General features: G+C 44.2%; 23 protein-coding genes, 1 tRNA gene and 1 other RNA gene. 10 read left to right on the top strand and 15 right to left on the bottom strand.

Annotated elements, in window-relative coordinates:
- Both pnp and msrB read left to right on the top strand, forming a co-directional pair.
- Complete coding sequence (gene pnp / locus GDA45_01180; GenBank protein ID MBC6413538.1) at positions 1-2,088, top strand: polyribonucleotide nucleotidyltransferase; 2,088 nt, start codon at positions 1-3, stop codon at positions 2,086-2,088.
- A gap of 73 nt (positions 2,089-2,161) precedes the next feature.
- Positions 2,162-2,557: a peptide-methionine (R)-S-oxide reductase MsrB gene (msrB, locus tag GDA45_01175; protein MBC6413537.1), complete on the top strand. Its 396-nt coding sequence runs from the start codon at positions 2,162-2,164 to the stop codon at positions 2,555-2,557.
- A 134-nt stretch (positions 2,558-2,691) separates the two neighbouring features.
- Here msrB and GDA45_01170 read toward each other — a convergent pair whose 3' ends face one another.
- Together GDA45_01170 and GDA45_01165 are read right to left on the bottom strand one after the other, a co-directional pair.
- Positions 2,692-3,909, bottom strand: a complete 1,218-nt coding sequence (locus tag GDA45_01170) for an aspartate kinase (GenBank protein ID MBC6413536.1) — start codon at positions 3,907-3,909, stop codon at positions 2,692-2,694.
- Between the two features lie 170 nt (positions 3,910-4,079).
- Entirely contained in the window at positions 4,080-5,285 is a 1,206-nt protein-coding gene (locus GDA45_01165; GenBank protein ID MBC6413535.1) for an argininosuccinate synthase, read from the bottom strand.
- An 84-nt stretch (positions 5,286-5,369) separates the two neighbouring features.
- Here GDA45_01165 and pyrC point away from each other — a divergent pair, with 84 nt between their 5' ends.
- The 5 genes from pyrC to lptB are packed head-to-tail and all read left to right on the top strand — an operon-like array spanning position 5,370 to position 8,916.
- Positions 5,370-6,407, top strand: coding sequence for a dihydroorotase (gene pyrC, locus GDA45_01160; GenBank protein ID MBC6413534.1), 1,038 nt, complete (start codon positions 5,370-5,372; stop codon positions 6,405-6,407).
- Positions 6,408-6,462: 55 nt separating this feature from the next.
- Complete coding sequence (gene rnt / locus GDA45_01155) at positions 6,463-7,074, top strand: ribonuclease T (protein MBC6413533.1); 612 nt, start codon at positions 6,463-6,465, stop codon at positions 7,072-7,074.
- A 23-nt stretch (positions 7,075-7,097) separates the two neighbouring features.
- Positions 7,098-7,652: an LPS export ABC transporter periplasmic protein LptC gene (gene lptC, locus GDA45_01150; protein MBC6413532.1), complete on the top strand. Its 555-nt coding sequence runs from the start codon at positions 7,098-7,100 to the stop codon at positions 7,650-7,652.
- Positions 7,653-7,666: 14 nt separating this feature from the next.
- Positions 7,667-8,152 carry a lipopolysaccharide transport periplasmic protein LptA gene (gene lptA / locus GDA45_01145; GenBank protein ID MBC6413531.1) on the top strand — a complete coding sequence of 162 codons (486 nt, stop codon included), beginning with the start codon at positions 7,667-7,669 and terminating at the stop codon, positions 8,150-8,152.
- On the top strand, positions 8,149-8,916 hold the full coding sequence (gene lptB, locus GDA45_01140) for an LPS export ABC transporter ATP-binding protein (GenBank protein MBC6413530.1): 768 nt from the start codon (positions 8,149-8,151) through the stop codon (positions 8,914-8,916). Before lptA ends, lptB begins: the two co-directional genes overlap by 4 nt.
- 15 nt (positions 8,917-8,931) lie before the next feature.
- Here lptB and GDA45_01135 read toward each other — a convergent pair.
- From GDA45_01135 to zapB, 13 genes are all read right to left on the bottom strand, one after another.
- A tRNA-Leu gene (locus GDA45_01135) sits at positions 8,932-9,016 on the bottom strand.
- A gap of 9 nt (positions 9,017-9,025) precedes the next feature.
- Positions 9,026-9,511, bottom strand: coding sequence for a preprotein translocase subunit SecG (gene secG, locus GDA45_01130; GenBank protein ID MBC6413529.1), 486 nt, complete (start codon positions 9,509-9,511; stop codon positions 9,026-9,028).
- A gap of 17 nt (positions 9,512-9,528) precedes the next feature.
- Positions 9,529-10,278, bottom strand: coding sequence for a triose-phosphate isomerase (locus GDA45_01125; GenBank protein ID MBC6413528.1), 750 nt, complete (start codon positions 10,276-10,278; stop codon positions 9,529-9,531).
- Between the two features lie 8 nt (positions 10,279-10,286).
- Complete coding sequence (glmM, locus tag GDA45_01120; GenBank protein MBC6413527.1) at positions 10,287-11,648, bottom strand: phosphoglucosamine mutase; 1,362 nt, start codon at positions 11,646-11,648, stop codon at positions 10,287-10,289.
- 121 nt (positions 11,649-11,769) lie between these two features.
- Positions 11,770-13,707, bottom strand: coding sequence for an ATP-dependent zinc metalloprotease FtsH (gene ftsH / locus GDA45_01115; GenBank protein ID MBC6413526.1), 1,938 nt, complete (start codon positions 13,705-13,707; stop codon positions 11,770-11,772).
- 162 nt (positions 13,708-13,869) lie between these two features.
- Positions 13,870-14,709: a substrate-binding domain-containing protein gene (locus tag GDA45_01110; protein MBC6413525.1), complete on the bottom strand. Its 840-nt coding sequence runs from the start codon at positions 14,707-14,709 to the stop codon at positions 13,870-13,872.
- A complete protein-coding gene (locus tag GDA45_01105) occupies positions 14,679-15,395 on the bottom strand; it encodes an ATP-binding cassette domain-containing protein (protein ID MBC6413524.1) in 717 nt (238 codons plus the stop codon). The genes GDA45_01110 and GDA45_01105 overlap by 31 nt, the downstream gene beginning before the upstream one ends.
- Positions 15,396-16,094, bottom strand: coding sequence for an ABC transporter permease (locus tag GDA45_01100; protein ID MBC6413523.1), 699 nt, complete (start codon positions 16,092-16,094; stop codon positions 15,396-15,398).
- Positions 16,095-16,249: 155 nt separating this feature from the next.
- Positions 16,250-17,311, bottom strand: coding sequence for a transporter (locus GDA45_01095; protein ID MBC6413522.1), 1,062 nt, complete (start codon positions 17,309-17,311; stop codon positions 16,250-16,252).
- A 156-nt stretch (positions 17,312-17,467) separates the two neighbouring features.
- A complete protein-coding gene (locus tag GDA45_01090) occupies positions 17,468-17,929 on the bottom strand; it encodes a histone (protein MBC6413521.1) in 462 nt (153 codons plus the stop codon).
- A 104-nt stretch (positions 17,930-18,033) separates the two neighbouring features.
- A non-coding RNA gene (gene ssrS / locus GDA45_01085) (6S RNA) lies at positions 18,034-18,217 on the bottom strand.
- Positions 18,206-18,559 carry a cell division protein ZapA gene (locus GDA45_01080; GenBank protein MBC6413520.1) on the bottom strand — a complete coding sequence of 118 codons (354 nt, stop codon included), beginning with the start codon at positions 18,557-18,559 and terminating at the stop codon, positions 18,206-18,208. Before GDA45_01080 ends, ssrS begins: the two co-directional genes overlap by 12 nt.
- Positions 18,552-18,794: a cell division protein ZapB gene (zapB, locus tag GDA45_01075; GenBank protein ID MBC6413519.1), complete on the bottom strand. Its 243-nt coding sequence runs from the start codon at positions 18,792-18,794 to the stop codon at positions 18,552-18,554. Before zapB ends, GDA45_01080 begins: the two co-directional genes overlap by 8 nt.
- Before the next feature lie 314 nt (positions 18,795-19,108).
- On the opposite strand from zapB, the gene GDA45_01070 reads away from it, so the two are divergent.
- Genes GDA45_01070 through GDA45_01060 form a run of 3 tightly spaced genes read left to right on the top strand, consistent with a single transcriptional unit; the run spans position 19,109 to position 22,833 of the window.
- Positions 19,109-20,446 (top strand): aminopeptidase P N-terminal domain-containing protein, encoded by a 1,338-nt coding sequence (locus tag GDA45_01070; protein ID MBC6413518.1) that lies wholly within the window; start codon positions 19,109-19,111, stop codon positions 20,444-20,446.
- Between the two features lie 16 nt (positions 20,447-20,462).
- The gene (locus GDA45_01065) at positions 20,463-21,686 is read left to right on the top strand and encodes an FAD-dependent monooxygenase (GenBank protein MBC6413517.1); all 1,224 of its coding nucleotides are present in this window, start codon (positions 20,463-20,465) and stop codon (positions 21,684-21,686) included.
- A complete protein-coding gene (locus GDA45_01060; GenBank protein ID MBC6413516.1) occupies positions 21,673-22,833 on the top strand; it encodes an FAD-dependent monooxygenase in 1,161 nt (386 codons plus the stop codon). Before GDA45_01065 ends, GDA45_01060 begins: the two co-directional genes overlap by 14 nt.
- Positions 22,834-22,932: the final 99 nt, after the last annotated feature.

Below are 22,932 nucleotides of genomic sequence, written 5' to 3'. Positions count from 1 at the left end.
ATGCGTGTAGTGCGGAAAACATTCCAGTATGGTGCCCATAGTGTCACATTAGAAACTGGCAAAATTGCTCGGCAAGCTGATAGTTCGGTAGTAGTCAATATAGACGACACTGTAGTTATGGCAAATGTTGCTAGCAAGCGAGAAGCTTCCACCTATCGTGATTTTCTACCACTGTCGGTTTATTATCAGGAACGTACATACGCGGCTGGGAAAATACCAGGAGGTTTTTTTAAGCGCGAGGGCAGACCTTCGGAAAAAGAAACTTTAACATCTAGGCTAATAGATAGGCCTATCCGTCCTTTGTTCCCGGAAGGTTTTTCTGATGAAGTACAGGTTGTCGCCACGGTTCTATCACTAAACCCCAAAGTAGATGCAGATATCCCAGCTCTATTGGCAACATCCGCTGCGCTTACTATTTCAGGTATTCCGTTTAACGGTCCTATAGGAGCTGCGCGTATCGGTTTTCAAGACGGGAATTATTTGTTAAACCCCAGATTAGATCAGTTGTCTGCTTCAGACCTAGATCTGGTTGTAGCCGGCACTGATAAGGCGGTTCTTATGGTTGAATCAAAAGCAAACCAGTTGAGTGAAGAGCAGATGTTGGGTGCAGTTGTTTTCGGACACGAGCAGATGCAGCCGGCTATCACTGCAATTAAGGAGATGGCGAAAGAAGTTGGTAATCCGAAGTGGGATTGGCAACCTATGGCTAACCTTGATGGATTAATGCAAGAATTGGAGAACAGCATCGCTTCTGCATTACAAGCAGCTTATACCATTGCTGATAAGATTGAACGCCAAGAGAAAGTTGCCGAGTTACGCGAGCGAGCACTCACATTACTCGCTGATGACAATAACGAAGAAGATAAAGACAACCGTGAGATGCAAATACTGAATGCATTTTCTATGCTAGAAAAGAAGATTGTTCGTAATAGAATTATCAACGGAGATCCGCGTATAGACGGGCGCGACACTCGTACGATTAGACCTATTAGTATTGAAGTCGGGCAATTGCCTAGGGTGCATGGGGACGCTTTATTTACGCGCGGTGAAACCCAAGCTATTGTTAGCACAACGCTAGGCACTGATAAAGATGCTCAAATTATAGACGGGCTTGAAAATGAGTATCGAGAGCGTTTTATGTTGCACTATAATTTCCCGGCTTATTGTGTCGGTGAAGTTGGATTTATGGGTTCTCCTAAGCGTCGCGAGATAGGTCATGGCAATTTAGCAAAGCGAGGCTTGCAGGCAGTAATGCCTGACAAGAGTGAATTTCCTTATGTAATACGAGTTGTCTCGGAAATAACCGAATCAAATGGCTCCAGTTCTATGGCGTCGATTTGCGGTGCCAGTATGTCATTGATGGATGCCGGCGTTCCGCTTAAATCGCATGTAGGTGGCATTGCTATGGGATTGATCTTGCAAGACGAGCGTTATGCGGTGTTAAGCGACATTATGGGAGATGAGGATCATTTCGGAGATATGGATTTCAAGGTTGCGGGTACTGAGAAAGGTATCACAGCATTGCAGATGGATATAAAGATAGAAGGCGTCAGTCCAGAGATTATGTTCGTTGCTTTAGAGCAAGCTAGAGACGGCCGCCTGCATATTCTTGGCAAAATGAATGCAGTTCTTGATAGTCCTAAGGCGTTTTCACAGTATGCTCCTAAACTGCTAACCCTGAAGGTTAAGCCGAGTAAAATAAAAGATGTTATCGGCAAAGGAGGGGCGACAATCAAAGCGCTAACTGAAGAAACCGGTGCTGTCATTAATGTAGAAGATGACGGTACGATAGTGATAGCCTCACCAGACGGTGAGTCAGCCAATCAAGCGAAAAGTCGGATTGAAGAACTAACCGCCGATGTAGAAATAGGAAAGATCTATGACGGGAAGGTTGTACGTATTATGGATTTTGGTGCCTTTGTATCCGTTTTGCCAGGCAAAGATGGCTTATTGCATATCTCGCAGATTTGCGAAGAACATGTCAAGAATATTAGGGATAAAGTCAATGAAGGCGATGAAGTCAGGGTGAAAGTGCTAGACATAGATAAACAAGGACGAGTCCGATTGACCATGAAGCACTCTGAGTAGTGCGCCTATAGCTCTCCTTGCTTAGCTTTTTCATTGTCTTGCAACCTTGGCAGTTGTAGCGTTATTTTTGCTTATGAATAAAATCATTAGAAGCAATCAGGAGTGGCGCAAAATATTGGATGACGAACAGTACCGAGTGTGTCGTCTAAAAGGCACGGAGTCTCCGTTTAGTGGGCAATACTATGCAAGCAAGGCTGAAGGAGTTTATCGTTGTGTTTGTTGCAATGCCCTGTTGTTTTCTTCACAAACTAAATTTGATTCGGGGAGTGGTTGGCCAAGTTTTTATGCTCCCGCCAACGAGGAAGCAATAGAAACGCGAGACGATTATTCCTTAGGCATGAAGCGAACCGAAGTTCTATGCAAAGTCTGCGAGGCGCATCTAGGACATGTATTTGAAGATGGCCCCCAACCTACAGGTTTGCGCTATTGCATTAATTCGGTAGCACTTGGGTTTGAAGCCGATATTTAACGGTGAGTGTGCATATCTCTTGAAAAAAAGGGCGATTTTTAGCAGGATATTTAGCTACTTATTAAATCCCTTAGGTTTCCGCTACTACACAACCAGTAAAGTTCTGTAGGCAGGCTTGATAAAACTCGACAGTGCTATTTATCCAAACCAAAAGCATCGTGCAAAACTTGTACCGCTTTGTTCATGAGTTCTTCTTTAATGACAACGGAGATTTTTATCTCTGAAGTAGATATCATGCGGATGTCTATATCGGCCTGCGCAAGTGCACTAAACATTTTAGATGCAATCCCAGCGTGCGAGCGCATACCAACTCCGACTAAAGAAACCTTGACAATGTCGTCAGTGCCGATGACTCGGCCAGATCCCAATTCTGCAACTGTGTTCTCCAAAACTTGCATCGCTTTGCGATAGTCTCTGCGATGGACAGTAAAAGTAAAGTCGGCAATACCATCCCGCGAACCAACATTTTGAACAATCATATCTATTTCTATATTGGCATCTGCGATTGGTGCCAATATATTCGCTGCAACCCCAGGCTTATCAGGCACCCCGCGCACAGTCAGCTGCGCTTCATCACGATTGGATGCAACACCCGAAATTCTCATCTTTTCCATTGAATTTTCCTCATAGCTAATCAGTGTACCCCGACCTTCTTTGAAGGTAGACAATACTCTGATGGGTACATTATACTTGCCGGCTAATTCCACTGAGCGTATCTGCAACACTTTGGAACCCAAACTCGCCATTTCTAGCATCTCTTCAAAAGTAATCGACTTGAGGCGGCGGGCTTTGGGTTCAATGCGCGGGTCAGTAGTGTAAATACCGTCCACATCCGTGTAGATTCTGCACTCCAAACATTTAAGTTCGGCTGCGAGTGCAACTGCGGTGGTATCCGACCCACCACGCCCTAATGTGGTGATGTTGCCATTCTCATCTATACCTTGAAAACCTGCTACCACGACTACCTTGCTCTGCTCCAAGCACTTTTTTATCTTGCTTGCATCTATAGATTGGATGCGCGCTTTATTGTAGTTCTGGTCGGTCAGCATACCGACTTGCCAGCCGGTCATAGAAACTGCCTGAATGCCCTGCTTATTCAAAGCTATCGCCAATAAAGCAGCACTGCCTTGTTCACCAGTAGCCAATAGCGCGTCTAGTTCTCGACCGTTATAATACTCATCCACTTTCTCAGCCAAGCCGAGCAATCGGTCAGTCTCACCGCTCATCGCCGAGACCACGACGATAACCTGATGGCCTTGGCTACAGGTGTCTTTAACTAAGGTTGCAACATGCTCGATTAATTCAACGGAAGCAACCGATGTGCCGCCGAACTTTTGGACTACTAAGGACATTGATAGGCAATTATAACCTAGTTATCTATAATAAAACTCAGCAAATATTCAATGGGTATTTATGCCGCTACTATGACTAGGTGGCTCTACGATGCGCCATAGCAGGTTACACATGCCCACAGCCAGCAACACGCGTGCGCCCTTTAGGTCTAGTAGTATGCAAACTATTCTTAGTTATCAGTAGCTCCTGATTTGCGCAGGCGTAGTGCGTTAAGTTTGATAAAACCTTCAGCGTCGCGTGGGTTGTATGCGCCTTGGTCATCCTCAAAGCTGGCAACCGCACTGTCAAATAAACTATTGGGTGACTGTCTGCCGATGATTTCAACATTCGCTTTGTATAACTTCAGGCGTACTGTGCCAGTCACATTCGCTTGGCTATAATCAATAAGTTGTTGCAATGCTCTACGCTCTTCACTCCACCAATAGCCGTTATAAATTAGTGCAGCATAACGCGGCATCAGTTCATCTTTTAAGTGTGCCAACTCTCTATCCAAAGTAAGCGATTCTATTGCGCGGTGTGCTTTCAGCAATAGTGTGCCACCGGGGGTCTCATAACAGCCTCTGGATTTCATGCCTACATAGCGGTTCTCAACCATATCCACTCTTCCTACACCGTGTGTACCGGCGATTTGATTTAAGCGTTCTAACATCTTGGCCGGCGACAGCGTGTCACCATCTATCACACACGGATCTCCTTTGTTAAAAGCGAGTTCTACAGTTTGTGGTATATCAGGAGTGTTTTGCGGATCAGCGGTTCTTTGCCACATCGTCGGTTCGGGCGCAGACGACGGATCTTCCAATATGCCACCTTCATAAGAGGTGTGCAACAGGTTGGCATCCATTGAATAAGGTGCACCACCCGAAGTACTTTCAGTGGGTATGTTGTGTTGTCTGGCATAATCAAGCAAGGCGCTGCGCGAATTGAGTTGCCACTGTCGCCAAGGGGCAATGATACGAATATCGGAGTTTAGCGCGTAGGCAGATAACTCAAAGCGCACTTGATCATTGCCTTTCCCCGTAGCTCCGTGGGCAATAGCATCGGCTCCTACTGCGGCGGCCGCTTTTACTAGATATTGGGCAATGAGCGGTCGTGCAATAGAAGTGCCTAATAAGTACTCCCCTTCATAAACCGTGTTGGCGCGAAACATAGGAAAGACAAAATCACCGACAAAGGTTTCTCGTAAATCCTCAACAAAAACATCAGCAGCTCCCAACAATCGGGCTTTTTTTACCGCCGGTTCAATTTCCTCCCCTTGCCCAACATCGGCAATAAAAGCATAGACTTCGGTGTTATATTCTTGCTGCAGCCATTTGAGTATAATTGAAGTATCCAGACCACCCGAATAAGCCAATACTATTTTAGAAATATCCGACATGGGCGTGACTCAAAATTTCTCTTATCATATCTAATTAAACCTAGTTAAACTGCATATTATAAGCGGTCTTATATAATAACAGCTATGGTCAAGCATGAATTATCGGAATTAACAATTATTCAACCCGACGATTGGCATTTGCATTTGAGGGATGGGGACACACTGCGAACAGTTGCAAGGTATAGTGCAGATGTGTTCAAGAGAGCAATCATTATGCCTAATTTAAGTCCTCCTGTAACTACAGTTGCACAGTGCCGCGACTATAAAAACAGGATTCTTGCAGCGGTTGCCGATTTTGAACCATTGATGACGCTTTATCTAACCGACGATATGTCAGCACAAACTATTAGGGCGGCTGCAGCCTGCGACTTTATTCATGGCGTTAAATTATATCCTCGGGGAGTAACCACACATTCCGAAAAAGGCATTGGATCAGTTGACACGATCTATCATATTTTAGAAGCACTGCAACAATGCGATCTACCGCTTTTAGTACATGGCGAAAGCACTGACCCTGATCTAGATATCTTCGATCGTGAGAAACATTTTATTGACAACAGTCTCACGCCGATTAGAAAGCAATTCCCAGAGCTAAGAATCGTTTTTGAACATATTACAACGAGCGACGCCGTGCAATATGTTAAGGATAACGACGACTATACTTCGGCGACGATTACACCGCATCATCTTTTATATACGCGCAACGCGCTATTTGATGGAGGATTACATCCGCACAACTACTGTTTGCCTCTACCACAGCGTGACAGACATCGCACAGCATTGATAGAAGCCGCTTGCAGTGGGTACAAGTGCTTTTTCCTAGGTACTGATAGCGCACCACACAGCCGTTCGGCAAAAGAGAGTGCTTGTGGTTGTGCTGGTATATTCAACGCACCAGTTGCAATGAGTGTTTATGCGCAAATATTTGAAAACCAACACAAATTGCATAAACTAGAGCAATTCTCAAGCATCAACGGGGCGCGCTTTTATAAACTTCCTACCAACAAAAAACGGATTAAACTAGTGAAAAAAGCGATGCATGTTGCTGAGTATATTGGCGATGAGAACATCGTGCCTATGTTAGCAAACCAGAAACTTGAATGGAGTATTGCCCGTGGATAATCCGGCTGTAGTGAAAGTAGATGTGAACGCTCAACACAACGAACAAATAAATTGGATGCAAGAACGGTTTCGCTCCTTCTTACCTGTTGTGGTTGATATAGAAACCGGCGGCTACAACGAAAAAACTGATGCGTTGTTAGAATTCGCAGTGGTCGTTATTGGTGTTGATCGGAACTTTAAGTTGTATGAAAAAACAACTTTGCATTACCATGTAAAGCCATTTCAAGGTTCCAACTTAGAAGCCACCGCACTTAAGGTCAACGGTATCGATCCCTACAGCCCGCTACGACTAGCACTAGACGAACGCGAAGCATTGACTACTGCCTTTAATAAAATACACGCTGAACTTCAGTACTATAGATGTAGCCGAGCTATACTCGTCGGACACAATTCTTTTTTTGACCTTAAATTTTTAAATGCTGCAATCCACCGCAGTAATGTCAAAAATAATCCTTTTCACAAATTTAGTAGTCTAGATACGGTCACCTTGGGCGCACTCGCTTATAAGCAAACGGTACTGGCAAAAATTGCCGATGTCGCCGGTTATGAATGGAATGCTAATTCGGCACATTCAGCACTCTACGATGCTCAAGCCACGGCAAAAGTATTCTGCAAGATTTTCAACTCTTATGAAACATTACCATCAGCAAATAAAGAATCTCTTTAGCTACCAGGAATACAGACAAAACATTGTATAAACAACTTTCATTTAGCTTATATTGCCTATCGTTAGGCTTAATTGCGCTGCTGAGTAGCACGATGCAAGCCGACTTCAAGCTCAGCGTAGACACCTTGTTGCAAAACGGTAATAATAGTCGATTTGAAGAGGCGACGATTAACGCCTATGACGATAACGCAAATTTACTTTACCGACTAACTAGTCCGGTGATACTTTACCTACAAGATAACGGATTAGAGTTTGAAAAACCTCTGTTCATCTATCAGACCCCTGATGCCACCCCGCTGAATCTTTCGGCAAATAAAGGGCATATTAATAACGACTCTGCACTCATTGATTTATTAGGTGATGTTGCTATTTACCGTATTAATCAGCAAACTAATATGCCGGAGTATTTATATACCAGTGATGCAACGATTGATCTAGACAAAAAAACAGCTTACACCGACGCGAAAGCTACATTTAAGCAACATAACAAAATAACAGAAGGCATGGGTATGATTGCAGACCTAGAAAAACAAACTATCCGGCTTCTATCAAATATAAAAGTATTGAATACTCGTTGAACTCAATGTGACACATGGTTAAGTTAAGAAACATAATTACGGCAGTGCTACTCTTAACAACGATAGCGGGAGGGGTTATAGGACAAGCCAAAGATGCTCTAGAGTTGGAAGCGGATAGCGTGAGTTATAACAATCGAACTGGGGTGGCTATCTATCGCGGCAATGTCAAAATATCACAGGGTGATATAACGCTTGAAGGTGATATGGTTGAAGTGCACACCGTTGACGATAAAGTATCAAAGCTGATAGCAACCGCTAATCCGAGCCGTTTGACGCGTCGCGATCAGCAACAAACAATCGCAGCAGAGGCACAGCGCATTGAGTATAAAGTTCAACAAGGCATTGTCGATTTTCTTGGGCAAGTGAAAATCAAGGAAGAGAGTAAGTTATTGACTGGCGATTATGCTATTTATGATATAGAAAAAAAGACCGTCAATATGCAAAAGAAAAAAAATCGCGTCAGACTGATTATCCAACCCGAGACCGAAGCTGTTGAATGATACATCCTCTGACCGTGAATGCCAAACATAACAGCGAACGATTGGAAGTAGTCGATTTAGCTAAAAAATACAAGCATCTGTGGGCAGTTCAATCTATCTCATTAACGCTGAGAACCGGTGAAATAGTTGGCTTGCTAGGACCCAATGGGTCGGGTAAAACGACCACCTTCCATACTATTGTCGGATTACTGAAAGCGAATCGCGGTCATATCAAACTGAACGGCTCAGATATTTCTGAATTACCGGTACATAAACGAGCACAGCTAGGTATCGGCTATCTACCTCAGGCAGCATCGGTTTTTAGAAAATTGACCGTCGAAGAAAATATTAAGGCAGCGATAGAAATTCAGTCGCATTTAGCAAGCAAACAAAAAACCGACAAAATAGAGAAGCTAATCGACGAACTCAAGCTACAAGGAGTGCGCAAACAACTTGCTATTTCTTTATCAGGTGGCGAACGACGACGAGTAGAAATTGCCCGACTGCTGGCAATAGAACCCTCTTTTATGCTACTCGATGAACCCTTTGCTGGCATAGATCCGATTGCCATCGGCGAAGTGCAAAAACTAACATTGCAGTTCAAGGAACAAGGCATTGGTTTGCTTATTACCGACCATAATGTGCGCGAAACACTAAAGATCTGCGACCGTGCCTATATCATCTACGGCGGTGAAGTGCTCTGTCATGGTTCACCCGACGAGATACTTAAAAACAAAGCTGCCCGTAATATATATCTGGGTTCTGGCTTTAGTACAACTGAGTAATAACTGTAGTAACTATGGTGCCGATGGCCGGACTCGAACCGGCACGGCTATCGCCACTGCCCCCTCAAGACAGCGTGTCTACCAATTCCACCACATCGGCTCCGATTATTTACCGGACTCCATCGGTCGGAGAGTCTTGAGGTATTGTTTCTTCGCTTTGGTCGTTCTCGTCTAGCATAGGAATATCCGAGAGATCTTCGTTAGATTCCTGTTCTATAATCTGTTCTGGTATATCATCGATAAATTCATCGACGAACACTTCTTCCTCTACAGGTAAATCATCTTCGGCGTCAACAGGCAAGCTATCTACCACTGGTGGCTGCTCTATGTTAATTTCTTCTATCACACTACCGCTACCAAAATCGCGATTGGCGATATAAGCCAAGCTAAGACTGTTCAATATAAAAACGAAGGCAAGCGAGGCTATCAGTTTAGTTAGAAATGGCGTGGAACCTCTGGAACCGAAAACCGAAGCCGAAGAGCCGCCAGTAAAAACCGCACCCGCTTCGGAACCGCGCCCACGATGCAGCAAAATCAATACGACTATAACAATCGCCAGTATGGTCTCAAATCCCAATAAAACATTGTATAACATAAAATATATCCTGTAACTTATATCATTTCTTTGAAGGCGCCATATATTTGTGAAAAATCTTCGGCTTTTAACGAAGCACCGCCAACCAAACCACCACTTATGTCGCGCTCGGCAAATAACTCCTTTGCATTATTCGGATTAACGCTACCTCCATATATTATACTAATCTCAGCTGCGTTGTTACTCAACCGTTCGATTAAATATTCACGCAAAAAGCGATGCACCTGCTGCGCTTGCTCAGGCGTTGCGGTTTGTCCGCTGCCTATCGCCCAAATCGGCTCATAAGCGAGTATAAACGATGTGCTTTTTAGCACTGATACTATAGCCGATAACTGATCGCTCAACACCGCTTGAGTTTGTGCCTGCTCGCGCTGCTGCAATGTTTCACCTACGCAAAATATAGGTATCAAATCACAGTCAATCGCCATTTGCAACTTGAGAGTAAGCTGTTTATCGTCTTCGGCTTGCAAAGAGCGTCTCTCAGAGTGTCCAATAATAACATACCGGCAACCCAAATCTCTAAGCATGTCTGCCGAAACTTCTCCAGTATAAGCTCCCTGTTGATATGCACTCAAATTCTGTGCGCCGACTGCGACCGTAGTGCCTTTACACAAATCGAGTAGCTGTGGGATATAAGGAAACGGTGGACAGACCACCAAATCAATATCTGCGGATAAAGGCTGTGCCAAAAATTGCTTTATCCATATTTGATTTTTGTGCAGGTTGCCGTGCGATTTCCAGTTAGCAACTAGTAGAGGATTTGCCATCGCTGGAGCTAAGAATTTCGCGGTAAATTTTCACGCGCAGCCACAGCAATGCGCTCAGCCCATAATCGGCTCTCATCTTCGCTATGCGACTCAACCATAATGCGTAACATCGGCTCAGTGCCAGAGGGTCTAATCAACACGCGTCCTTGCTCAGCCAATGCTTCACGCGCACGATTAATAATATCCTCAACCGGCGATGCTAATTTCAGCAAGCCACCGTTATGAATATTACCTATCGATACATTGGCATGGGCTTGTGGATATTTTTCCATTGGTGCAACTGCTTCCGCCAAAGTGCAATCGGTTTCTATAAGTGCCTGTAAAACAAGTAGCGAGGCAATAATCGCATCGCCAGTGGCCGCCTTATCCAAACAGACTATATGCCCCGAAGTCTCCCCCCCCCATTGCCACTGTTTGTCTTGAAGTTTATGCAAAACATATCGGTCTCCCACTTCAGTGCGAACAAACGGTATTCCGCATTCGGTCAAGGCGCGCTCCAAGCCAAAATTACTCATCGTAGTGCCGACTACTCCACCTTTTAATTTTTTCCGATGCTGCGCATGCTTAGCCAGTAAGAATAGCAACTGGTCGCCGTCTACGAGTTCTCCTGAGTCGTCAACCATCAATAGCCGGTCGCCGTCACCGTCAAAGGCAATCCCTAAATCGGCTTTGTTTTCTAAAACCTGATGCTGTAGCATTTGCGGATGCATAGTCCCAACACCGTCGTTGATATTAAAGCCGTTAGGTTTCGCGCCGATGACTTCCAGATTGGCAGCTAAATCGGAATATATTCTAGGGGCGATACGATAGTTCGCACCATGGGCACAATCAACTACTATCTTTAGACCTTGCAAATTCATTTTAGGTGGTAGCACATTCCTGCAAAAACTATAATAAAGATCCTCCGCTTCCAAAACACGAAAAGCTTTACCAAGGCTCGAGATATCTATATCCTCTATCTGATGGGTTAAGCAATGTTCTATTTCAATTTCTTGTTGTTCGGAAAGCTTGGTTGCTTTGTTAGAAAATAGCTTAATCCCGTTATCGTGATACGGATTGTGCGATGCACTAATTACGATACCAGCGCAAGCCTTCGTGGTTTGAGTCAAATAGGCGATGCCGGGCGTAGGAAAAGGACCTAACAAACCGATATCGGCACCCGCGGCCGACAGACCTGCTTCTAGAGCCGATTCAAACATATATCCCGAAATACGAGTGTCTTTACCGACCAACACTTTAGCGTTATGTTGGGCTCCCAGAGTTTTACCTACTGCCCAACCTAATTTTAGTACGGTATTCGGATCCATAGGCGGTTGGCCTACGCGCCCGCGCACACCATCAGTACCAAAAAATTTAGTTTTAGAAGCCATTTATTGTCACCGTTGATTCAATAGTAGAGCACAGGAAAAAGCAAACCCTTTGGGCTATCTTTTGGTGAAAGCGTGCAACTGCCCTCTAAAGCCGTGTATTTATGCAGCACGGCTTGACTGTTTAATGAGAACTGGCCGGATCGCCTAGCTTATCGTCCCGGGGTTGATCACCATCTTGATCCTGCGCTTCTTTAGGCGGAGTACTACTGCTATCGTCACCGTCGGACCACCCTTCCGGCGGAGACGGTACTTTACCTTCCATAATTTCGTCAATCTGGTTGCTGTCGATAGTTTCGTATTTCATAAGTGCGTCAGCCATCAAATGCAATTTATCCAGATTTTCTTCCAGTATGGTTTTAGTACGTTGGTAGTTCTCCGAAATAATACGCGAGGTTTCTTCATCTATAGTCTTTGTTGTTTTATCGGAAAATGTTTTAGCTTGTTGCGCCATTTTATTACCTAGAAACGGATGGCCTTCTTCCTCACTATAATTTAACGGCCCCAGACGGTCGGATAAACCCCATTTTGTAACCATATTACGGGCTAGTTCGGTTGCGCGTTCTATATCGTTGGAAGCACCCGTAGTGACCGAGTCGTCGCCAAAAATCAATTCTTCGGCAACCCGTCCACCGAATAGACTGGATATTTGACTATTGAGACGCTGACGAGTGTGGCTATAGCGGTCTTCCTCAGGCAAAAACATAGTCACACCCAACGCTCTACCACGAGGAATAATCGTCACCTTATAGACCGGATCGTGCGACGGCACTAAACGACCGACGATGGCATGTCCAGACTCGTGATAAGCGGTTAATTTCTTCTCCTCTTCACTCATCACCATAGATTTACGCTCAGCACCCATCATAATTTTATCTTTGGCGCGTTCAAAATCATCCATTTCCACTTTCTGTTTGTTATAACGCGCGGCAAATAATGAGGCTTCGTTGACTAGATTAGCAAGATCAGCACCTGAGAAACCCGGTGTGCCACGCGCCAAATAATCCGATTTTACATTGTCTGATATAGGTACTTTACGCATGTGTACTTTGAGTATCTGTTCGCGACCTCGCACATCAGGCAACGGCACAACCACCTGCCTATCAAAACGACCCGGCCTCAGTAGTGCCGGATCTAAGACATCCGGGCGGTTGGTGGCAGCGATAACGATGATGCTCTCACTCCCTTCAAAACCGTCCATCTCAACAAGTAATTGATTAAGCGTTTGCTCGCGCTCGTCGTGCCCGCCTCCTAAACCAGTGCCACGGTGGCGACCGACCGCATCAATCTCATCAATAAATATAATGCAAGGTGCTTGTTTCTTCGCTTGCGCGAACATATCCCTAACCCGAGAGGCACCTACACCTACGAACATCTCGACGAAGTCCGAACCTGAAATAGAAAAAAATGGCACTTTGGCTTCACCGGCAATCGCCCTTGCCAACAGTGTTTTACCAGTCCCTGGAGAACCTACCATCAACACGCCTTTGGGTATACGACCGCCTAGCTTTTGAAATTTATCCGGGTCTTTTAAGAAATCAACCAGTTCTAGTACTTCCTCTTTAGCTTCCTCTACACCGGCAACATCTTTGAATGTTACCTTAATTTGATCTTCTCCCATTAGACGAGCTCGGCTCTTGCCGAAAGACATAGCACCGCCGCGTCCACCAATACTACCCTGCATTTGGCGCATAAAGAAAATCCAAACACCAATTAGTAGCAACATCGGGAACCAGCTGATTAAAATATCCATAAATAAAGAAGGCTTTTCTATCGGTTTAGTCATAATCTCTACATTATTACTAAGCAACTGATCGACCAACTGCGGATCTTGCGGCATATAAGTGACAAAGCGGCGGTTGTCGGTGTAGTATCCGGTAATCGTACGTTTGTCAGGATCTATCTCAGCACTACGCACTTGTTGATTTTCTACATCAGCAATAAATCTTGAATAAGAGATATCTGACATCGGTTCTCTTTTGCCGATAAAATTATTAAACACTGCCATCATTACGGCAGCGATTATGATCCACAAAACTAGGTTTTTTAAAAAGTCACTCATTTCTCACCTCTCTCGATATCCAATCTCGGCTGCTTTTGTTATGTAAAGTTTATCATATATGGCGCCAAACCGACAAAATGCAAGTACCAGTGCAAGCCATAAACTGTTTTAGCTTTTTTAGGCTTAGGCCTATCCTTTAATATAACAAATGTCCAGTAGCTGCTAGCAAAATTCGGACGAATGGTCTATTTTCAGAGGATAAAATAACTGTAGACCCCGGATATTAAAGGACTTTATCAACTCTAGGCTTTGTGGGGAAAGTAACCATTGATAAAAAGAACGTGCATCTTGCGAGTTAATTTTAGACCATCGTTTGGGATTGACTAGTATGACACTGTAATAGTTATACAGCAATGGGTCGTTTTCCTTTACGATGACTAAATTGTCGCGGTTATTAAAGCTAATCCAAGTAGAGCGGTCGGCTAGAGTATAAGCCGATAGTTCGTTGGCGATATTTAAGGTCGCTCCCATGCCAGCACCGACCTCTCGATACCAAGCGTCGGCGGCAGTTATATCAACGCCAGCTAAAGCCCATAAGGCAAGTTCCTTTTTATGCGTTCCGCTATCGTCACCGCGTGATATAAAAGTAGCGGCGTTGGTAGCAATTATTTGCATTGCTTGGGCAATGTCCGTGGTCGGGTTGTTGCTGATGCTGAGATTATCTGCCGCAGCTCCCACGAGTACATAATCGTTATACATAAATGTACAGCGATCTATACCGTAGCCGGAGTTGACAAAAGCCAATTCCGACTGTTCGTCGTGCACTATTAACAAATCAGCATCACCTTGCTCGGCGATTTTGAGCGCGCGCCCAGTACCAGCAGCAATCACATCTACTCTTATACCAGTCGTAGCAGTAAACCTAGGTAATAGATAATCGTACAAACCAGAGTTGTCTGCGGATGTCGTGGAAGCCAAAACGATGCGGCGTTCGGTGGCTTGCACAACAGCAGTTAACGCCACAATGACAACTAAAACTCTTGCGATTGTATAAATGTACATATCGGCTTTTCGGTTGCCCCTTTGAAAAAATCATCCTTGTTTGAATGGGACAACAGTCTTCCTCGATTCATAAATATCACTTCATCACACAGGCGCTTTACTTGTGCAAGATTATGCGTTGTAATAATTATTTTTATGCCACTGCGCTGCATATCTTTTATGATATTCTCAACTGTTGCTGCCGAGTTTATATCAAGGTCCGAAGTCGGTTCATCCATCAGAACTACCGACGGTTGTAATGCCCAAGCACGGGCGATAGCAAGGCGTTGTTGCTGTCCGCCCGACAATAGATGGGCATGACATTCCCTATATTCGGTCATACCGACCTGCTCTAGAGCAGTCATGATGCGCGTGGTGCGCTTCGCCCTAGGCAGTCCTTGCAAAAACAATGCGTGGTCTATGTTTTTATACGCAGTGCGTCTGAGTAAAAGAGGCTTTTGAAACACCATAGTAATCGCCCCTCGCCAAGCGTGGGGCGGATGTGCGTTCCACAATACTTCACCGCAACTTGGCTTGAGCAAGCCGTGGCATAAATAGAGCAGTAAGGTCTTGCCAGCGCCATTTTCACCTAACAAGGCAGTACAGTGCTGCGACGCACTATGCAAATTAATATTGTTAATGAGTGGCTTATCACCGCGGTGATAGCTTAGCTGGTTGAGTTGAAGTTCCATAGCTTTTAGTTGCAATCAACGACTGACTGGTTCAAAGCGCTTAGCAATCTGCGCAGCAGAAGTGATCAACAAAGACAAGACAATCAATATAATGCCGAGTGCTAACGCCAAAGATAAATTCCCTTTGCTAGTTTCTAACGCAATCGTAGTGGTCATTACGCGGGTAGAATGATTGATATTACCACCGACTATAAGCACTGCACCGACCTCCGCAATTCCACGTCCGAAGCCTGCTAGTATTGCGGTTATCAGACTAAAACGCGCCTCCCAAAGCAGCGTACGAATGGACGCCATTGCCGTGCTACCTAACGATAGCAGTTGATCTCTATAAAGACGCCATAAATCGTCTATGGTTTGACATACCAATGCAGTGATAATGGGTAAAATCAAAAGTGTTTGCGCAATAATCATTGCAGTGGGCGTATAAATTAATTCAAGCATGCCCAGTGCACCAGAGCGAGATAACAGTAAATAAACAACTAAACCGACCACTACTGGCGGCAGCCCCATAAACGCGTTGACCAAATTAATCCAAAAGTTCCGAGTCGGGAAGCGCACAATGGCAAGCAATGCTCCCAATGGACAACCGATAAGCGCAGCTATTGATACTGAAGTTAAGCTGACGCGCAATGACAGTGAGACTATCTCAAGCAAATCGGCGTCTAAGTTCAACAAACGCAGCAGAGATTCATACAAAGCAACGCTAAATTCCATGGCTATGATTGGAGATTGAAACTATGAGTGATACTGCACTTATTTTGATGGGGTAGTTGCTCCGATTATAGCAGAAGATTAGGCTGTTCGTCGCGATAACAAAGATGAGTTGCTTTATGCAAAATCTTAGCGATGCTCTCAGAACCGATAGCTTTTTAGAATAGCGCTTGCCAACCTAGTGTATACATATAGTCAACCTCCAGTTGGGGGCCGTCTAAATGTTGGTAGAAGGGTATAGAAAACTCGGCGGCAAGCCGATGGTCTTTGAACATACCGTGTTGCTGTATGAAGTTGACACTAATACCTACATCGGCGCGTTCACCACCACGTAGATTAGGATAAGCTGTCGGCACCGATGGTATTCGGTTGTCTCCCATTCTAATAAACTGACTTATATTTCTATCTCGTCCGGATATGTTGTTCCACGACTTGCCGTCAACGCGCATTGCGACACTTAAAGAATCAGAATATTTGTATGCCGCCCAAGTGGTTGCGTAATATTCATCGCCTAGACGATAACCCTCGTTGTTTTTACCTAGTCGCTGGGTTGTACGGAATTGCATTCCCCACGACCATTGTGGGTAAAAGCTAGCATAAGTCAGCCCTATCATCGGGTCGTAGGTACCCGAACCAAGCTGCATAGGATAAGGTAAACGTATATTCCCTAATGGGGTAGTACCTCTTTTGTTGGTATCTCCAGTAGGCAGGCTTAAACCTAGTCCGATACCCAAACGAGAGGACATATCAGCCGACTTTTTGCTGTATAGTTTGCGCATAACCATTAGCTTAGTATCTCCCAGGCCTTGTGCGCGAGTTCTAAACTTTACATCCGCGCGATTGATTAAATCCATAGACTTATCTATATAAGGTAACATAGCCATTAGAGTGAGATTGTTGCCTAAACCATACATAGCGCCGAACATGTGCATTTCCATTGTCATCTCAATGGGTGCTATCAAAAAATTTTGTTGTACTTCAGCGATAGTTTGGTCTCTGGAACCCGAACGATTGCCGTCCATTTCCATACGCATGTAGCGATAAGAAAACATCCATTCGCCCTTCTTGTGTCCGTGATCACCCATTACGCCAATAGGCGCATGCATATCAGGGCGATGCATGCTGTCTGCATAAGCGACTGACGCCACGCTTATCGAAAGTAGACAAAATATTAAATATACCGGCACCATTATCTGTGCCATATTAATTATCAATTTCATATATAACTTAACTTTTATAATTTATTGGAAACACATCAGTGATGCGCTGAAGTGTATTAGATGCTCGCAAGGCGTGGCTACATACCACCACACCCAGCATTTGAAAATATGGGATAAGCCCCGACTTTAACACCAGGGCTTATCACAGAAAAGATATTATCTTTTCTTTCTAGCCGCCTTCTTCTTAGGCGCTGCTCGCTTCTTCGTAGAAGCACTCTTCTTCTTAGGAGCTGCACGCTTCTTAGTAGAAGTACTCTTCTTCTTAGGAGCCGCACGCTTCTTCGTAGAAGTACTCTTCTTCTTAGGAGCCGCACGCTTCTTCGTAGAAGTACTCTTCTTCTTAGGAGCTGCACGCTTCTTCGTAGAAGTGCTCTTCTTCTTAGGAGCCGCACGCTTCTTCGTAGAAGTGCTCTTCTTCTTAGGAGCTGCACGCTTCTTCGTAGAAGTACTCTTCTTCTTAGGAGCTGCACGCTTCTTCGTAGAAGTACTCTTCTTCTTAGGAGCTGCCTTCTTTTTAAGAGCAGCACTCGCCGCTCTGCGTTTGGCTAGCACCGAACGCTTTTTAGTGCTCGGTTTTTTCTTTACTAGCCTTTTTACAGTTCTACGCTTGGTAGCCATAGTCTACCCCCTTTAATGTTGTGTAGCATGTTAACCGGCTCAGCTGCCTTATAGAATATCTCGTGATATCCGATACTGCTGCAGTCGCCGCCCTTAATGTGCGAGATACCCCCGACAATGCCGTTTTCATCGGCAATCCTAGACCCTCAGATATAGGAATGGTGCCACGCCTAATACCTTTAGGCTTCTCATAATGTTGAGCATGCACACCGGTATCATCGCAACACACCTTAAGCGTTAAATACGGTAAAGGATTATATAGATGATTCGCGTGCATCACAGGGACATCTCAAAACTCTTTTGGGTTGTATAGTCTGATTCCAACTCCAGCTGCGCAAAGCTACTTTTGATTTGCTTAACCAGCTTTTCGGCTGCTAGAGATTTACTGGAAACCATAGTATTCATTTTTATCAGTTCATAACTCAAATTAAGGGCAATAACAGCCAGCAAGCTATCACGGTCATAGGTAGTTCCCACCTTGATACCGTGCATTTTCTGCCTGAGTTCCTCTACTTTTTCGTTCAGAAAATCAACCGCTTCGGCTAGCTTTTCTTGTTCTTGCTGTGGGCAGTTGACTAGGTAATACTTTCCGATAATACTTACTTCAACTTTTTGCTTAACATCATTCATCAGCAGTGTCTCCACTCATGCTTTTCAGACGCTCTAGTAAAGATTCTATTTTATCTCTTACCTGCCTGTTTTTTTCCGACAACACAGAGTTCTCAGATACTAAAGTTTGGTTCTGTTGAGAAAGTATTCTGTTCTCTTCTCTTAGCTTGTCGTGACTATCAAGCAACAAGGATACTTGCTCCTCAAGTTCCGACATAGAATCTATATTAGATTTTTCAGAGGTTAATTGATTCATATTAGGTACTGATGATATAGTTTTTTTTTTATTCGTCAAGTTTTATAGTCATCTTATAAACGGATGTTTTTAGCACTTAAGCATGCAAATAGAGTCTACTATTACGCTTGCTCGATAAAATATATCGTGATACTTTTTATTCGCACTGCTTTATAAAAGAATCCAAACACCTGATAGATTAACGAAATAACTCCTGTTTATCAATAAGTTACACAGCATTTGGGCAAACTGACAAAGTGCTTTAGCAACACATAAACGATAAAAACTCATACTAAAGATTATAATAATATACGCTTGTTATGAAGTAGCTTCACATGGTAAACAAAGTTTTGACGCAAAAAAATATTTTTCAAAAAGAGTTAGCTAATCGCCGAAAACATGTTTTGCAGGCAGCTGGAGTGGATTCCATTGTATGCCTGTTTGCTGCCGAACAGAGAAATTATTCCAATGATGTTGATCATCGATATCGCCAAGATAGTAATTTTTATTATCTCAATGGTAATGCCGAAGATAAAATGATTATGGTACTTGCTGCCGGACATTCTTTAGGTGATTATATTTTATTCTGTACACCAAACGATGAACACACTGCCTTGTGGGAAGGTGCTCGTATAGGTGTTGATCGAGCGAAGCGAGCTTTTGGTGCAGATAAAATTTTTCCAATGGATGCATTCTCTGAAGTTTTTACTCAATTGATAGATGGCAGAAAAAACTTATACTGCGATACGCTTGATGGCAATAGGTTCTCACAACTAGTCGATCTGTGTGGACAAGCATACTGGAACCAACGCGGGCATACAATACCTAATCATTATATTGATATACGCACGCTATTAGGGCGGCTGAGGCTTAAGAAATCAAGGCTGGAAATAGAGGGTATACAACAATCCGTGGATATCTCAGTCGGTGCGCATCGCCGGGCAATGCAGATGTGTCGTCCGCAATTATACGAATACCAAATAGATGCGGAGATTATGCGCGTGTTTAATCAACATAATGCTCGTGCAGCATACCCGTCTATAGTTGCCGGTGGTGCGAACGCCTGCGTGCTGCACTATACCAATAATCAAAGTCGCCTGAAAGCAGGCAGTTTGTTACTCATAGATGCAGGTGCTGAATATCAAATGTATGCGAGTGACATAACCCGCACTATTCCGGTCTCTAAGCGTTTTAAGAGTCACCAAAGAGAACTCTACGAAGTTGTATTAGAAGCACAGCTGCAAGCCATTGCTAAGGTTAAAGTCGGTAATAGCTGGTGCGATGTAAACAATGTTGCAGCGCATAGCTTAAGCCGAGGACTCATTGATATAGGCTTATTAAAAGGACCGCTATCTGCTCTGATTAAGCGCGCAGCTTATCGAGATTTTTATATGCACGGCATCGGTCATTGGCTGGGATTAGATGTTCACGATACAACAGATGCCAACAAGGATAAATCGGGCAAACTCCGCCGTTTTGAAGCAGGCATGGTATTGACCATTGAGCCGGGGCTGTACATAGCTAACCGACTCGATATTGCTAAACATTTCCGCAACACTGGCATCCGTATAGAGGACGATGTTCTAGTAACAAATCAAAAACCTAAAGTACTCAGCCAACATCTGGTTAAGGAGGTGGATGATATTGAAGCTGTTATGGCTGCAAGCGGATAATTAGTCGTACAATTTTATGCCATATGATATCGTCATCGTCGGAGCTGGGCTAACAGGAGCGTCGGCAGCAGCGACTCTGTCTCATTACCACAGTTCTATTGCGATCATAGATAGCCACGATATCAGAGTAGATGGCGCAAATAAGATTCCGCTACGCGGCATCGCATTGTCGGATGGTAGTAGGCGTATACTAAAAAATATCGGTGTTTGGAGTGACATTGAGGATAAGGTATGCCCAGTGCGAGAGATACGAGTGTCGCGTAAAGAAGCGTTCGGGGCCACTCGCATCCGTGCCGAAGACGAAGGTATAGATCTGCTGGGCTGCGTTATTCAGGCATCAGATTTATTAAGTAGTCTGCATAAAACACTGCACAGATTGGATAATCTGACAATATACTCGTCTACCCAAGTGGACACTGCGATAGATCAAGGGAAACATATATCATTGTCGCTAAAACAAAACGGCACTTGCCACACCATTAAAACAAAGTTGCTAATTTTAGCTTCAGGACGCCAAAACGATATTAGCAACATGTTAGGCTTTTCATTTCAATATAAAGACTATAAACAATCGGCAGTCGTCACCCGCATATATAGCAAATCGTTGGAACAATACACCGCCTACGAACGTTTTACTAGCGATGGTTTAATCGCCGTGTTGCCATATCGGCGCGGAGAATATATTATCGGCAGAGTTTATGTAGGGACAGCAGGCACTACGGCTATGAATATATCCGATGGCGAATTTATCGACCAATTGCAACAAGACCTAGGAAATCGTATAGACAAAATATACAAAATAGGGAAACGGACTGCCTATCCTCTAACTTTATGTTATGCCAAACATGTCGCTATAGGCAGAGCGGTATTGCTTGGTGACAGCGCTCAAACTATACATCCTGTCGGTGGTCAAGGATTAAATCTGTCACTGCGTGATATTGCATTTTTAGCCGAACACATATATGGTGCGCCCGACCCAGGTGCAATGGGTTTACTAGATAACTACTGCCAACAACGGCGAGGCGATGTACGTAAAGTCATATACTTCACTCATGCGATGGCAAAATTATGTATTGGACTTAAGCCACCGTTCGCACCTTTACTAGGTAGCGGCTTAAGCATTCTCGACATGGTGCCACCTATACGGCGTGTTTTAGTTCGCAAAACACTAGGGCTATCGCCACCTTGGCCGCGGCTTGCAAGCGGTACAAGCATAAAATCACGCCATGCAACAATCTAATCAGACAGTTGCAGTAGTCGGTGGCGGCGTGATCGGTTTAAGCTGCGCTATTTGCTTAGCACAACTCAATATCAGTGTGCAACTATTTGCTAGGCGACCTGATGCCGATATCGATACGGTATCTTACGATGCCCGCACCTATGCACTGAGCCAAGCGTCGGTTGATCTATTAAAAGCTGCTGGAGTAACACCTTTACTGTCTCGCTATTCAGACTTTGAAGCCTTAGAGGTATGGGATGCCAATAGCAGCGGGCGTATACACTTTGATGCAAGCGATATGGGTGCGCAACGCTTGGGTATTATCCTTGAGCATAAATGTTTGATAGATGCATTGTGGCAGCGTATCAATCAACTCGGTTCTATACACTGTAGTGATACACAAATAATATCAGCAAATGTATCAAAAGGCGGTATCGTCGAGGCAGAATTACAAAGCGGAGAGCAACGGCAGTTTTCGTTGGTCATCGGAGCTGACGGCATACATTCCAGAGTGCGTAGGTTAATGGGTGTAAAGTGGTTTGTAAAAGACTATCAACAAACTGCATTTGCTTATATAGTGCAAACAGCAAAGGATCATAAGATGACCGGATGGCAACGATTCTCTGCTAACGGAGTATTGGCATTCCTGCCACTAGCAGATCGGGTCTGTGCGGTTGTATGGTCGTATCCTAATTCATCAGCGCTGAGGATTGCCGAACTAAACAACGAGGACTTAATTAAAATAACCGAGCAAGAAATAGAAGGATGTCTCGGAGAATTATCACTGCTAAGTTCAGTCGCTTCTGTTGAACTACGCGGTGGCTATGTTGACCGATATGTAATACCGGGAATGATGCTAATAGGAGATGCAGCTCACAATATACATCCGCTTGCTGGGCAAGGTGCGAATTTAGGCTATGCAGATTTAGCTGTGCTACTTCGCTTATTAGATGAACGCAATGGACGATTGAGTTATCCGTTATTGCGCCGTTATGAGCGTACCGTTAAAGGTTATAATCAATGTATGAAAGTCGGATTAGAATACTTACTGTGGCTGTTTTTCAACCAATCGCCGATGTGGATATACGCACGAACCGGTGGATTACACTTAGTCAACAGGATGCCTACCCTAAAGAATTTTTTCATCCGACAAGCTGGCGGAGGATAGTGTTCTATGCCGTTTGTGATTTCCTTTGCTAGGGCTTAGTATAGAGAAATCTACAATTCAAAAAGTAAACAAGAATTTTAGTCAATTCTGACCACTATA

Source organism: Chromatiales bacterium (assembly GCA_014323925.1).
In the GTDB taxonomy this organism is placed as follows: Bacteria; Pseudomonadota; Gammaproteobacteria; order Poriferisulfidales; family Oxydemutatoraceae; genus SP5GCR1.
Note: the sequence above shows the minus strand (reverse complement) of the source record. Positions and strands in the feature narration are given on the sequence as shown.

Coding starts and splice junctions, on each gene's coding strand:
- pnp (MBC6413538.1), top strand. CDS start 1: ATGCGTGTAGTGCGGAAAACATTCCAGTATGGTGCCCATAGTGTCACA.
- msrB (MBC6413537.1), top strand. CDS start 2,162: ATGAATAAAATCATTAGAAGCAATCAGGAGTGGCGCAAAATATTGGAT.
- GDA45_01170 (MBC6413536.1), bottom strand. CDS start 3,909: ATGTCCTTAGTAGTCCAAAAGTTCGGCGGCACATCGGTTGCTTCCGTT.
- GDA45_01165 (MBC6413535.1), bottom strand. CDS start 5,285: ATGTCGGATATTTCTAAAATAGTATTGGCTTATTCGGGTGGTCTGGAT.
- pyrC (MBC6413534.1), top strand. CDS start 5,370: ATGGTCAAGCATGAATTATCGGAATTAACAATTATTCAACCCGACGAT.
- rnt (MBC6413533.1), top strand. CDS start 6,463: ATGCAAGAACGGTTTCGCTCCTTCTTACCTGTTGTGGTTGATATAGAA.
- lptA (MBC6413531.1), top strand. CDS start 7,667: ATGGTTAAGTTAAGAAACATAATTACGGCAGTGCTACTCTTAACAACG.
- lptB (MBC6413530.1), top strand. CDS start 8,149: ATGATACATCCTCTGACCGTGAATGCCAAACATAACAGCGAACGATTG.
- secG (MBC6413529.1), bottom strand. CDS start 9,511: ATGTTATACAATGTTTTATTGGGATTTGAGACCATACTGGCGATTGTT.
- GDA45_01125 (MBC6413528.1), bottom strand. CDS start 10,278: ATGGCAAATCCTCTACTAGTTGCTAACTGGAAATCGCACGGCAACCTG.
- glmM (MBC6413527.1), bottom strand. CDS start 11,648: ATGGCTTCTAAAACTAAATTTTTTGGTACTGATGGTGTGCGCGGGCGC.
- ftsH (MBC6413526.1), bottom strand. CDS start 13,707: ATGAGTGACTTTTTAAAAAACCTAGTTTTGTGGATCATAATCGCTGCC.
- GDA45_01110 (MBC6413525.1), bottom strand. CDS start 14,709: ATGTACATTTATACAATCGCAAGAGTTTTAGTTGTCATTGTGGCGTTA.
- GDA45_01100 (MBC6413523.1), bottom strand. CDS start 16,094: ATGGAATTTAGCGTTGCTTTGTATGAATCTCTGCTGCGTTTGTTGAAC.
- GDA45_01095 (MBC6413522.1), bottom strand. CDS start 17,311: ATGAAATTGATAATTAATATGGCACAGATAATGGTGCCGGTATATTTA.
- GDA45_01090 (MBC6413521.1), bottom strand. CDS start 17,929: ATGGCTACCAAGCGTAGAACTGTAAAAAGGCTAGTAAAGAAAAAACCG.
- GDA45_01080 (MBC6413520.1), bottom strand. CDS start 18,559: ATGAATGATGTTAAGCAAAAAGTTGAAGTAAGTATTATCGGAAAGTAT.
- zapB (MBC6413519.1), bottom strand. CDS start 18,794: ATGAATCAATTAACCTCTGAAAAATCTAATATAGATTCTATGTCGGAA.
- GDA45_01070 (MBC6413518.1), top strand. CDS start 19,109: ATGGTAAACAAAGTTTTGACGCAAAAAAATATTTTTCAAAAAGAGTTA.
- GDA45_01065 (MBC6413517.1), top strand. CDS start 20,463: ATGCCATATGATATCGTCATCGTCGGAGCTGGGCTAACAGGAGCGTCG.
- GDA45_01060 (MBC6413516.1), top strand. CDS start 21,673: ATGCAACAATCTAATCAGACAGTTGCAGTAGTCGGTGGCGGCGTGATC.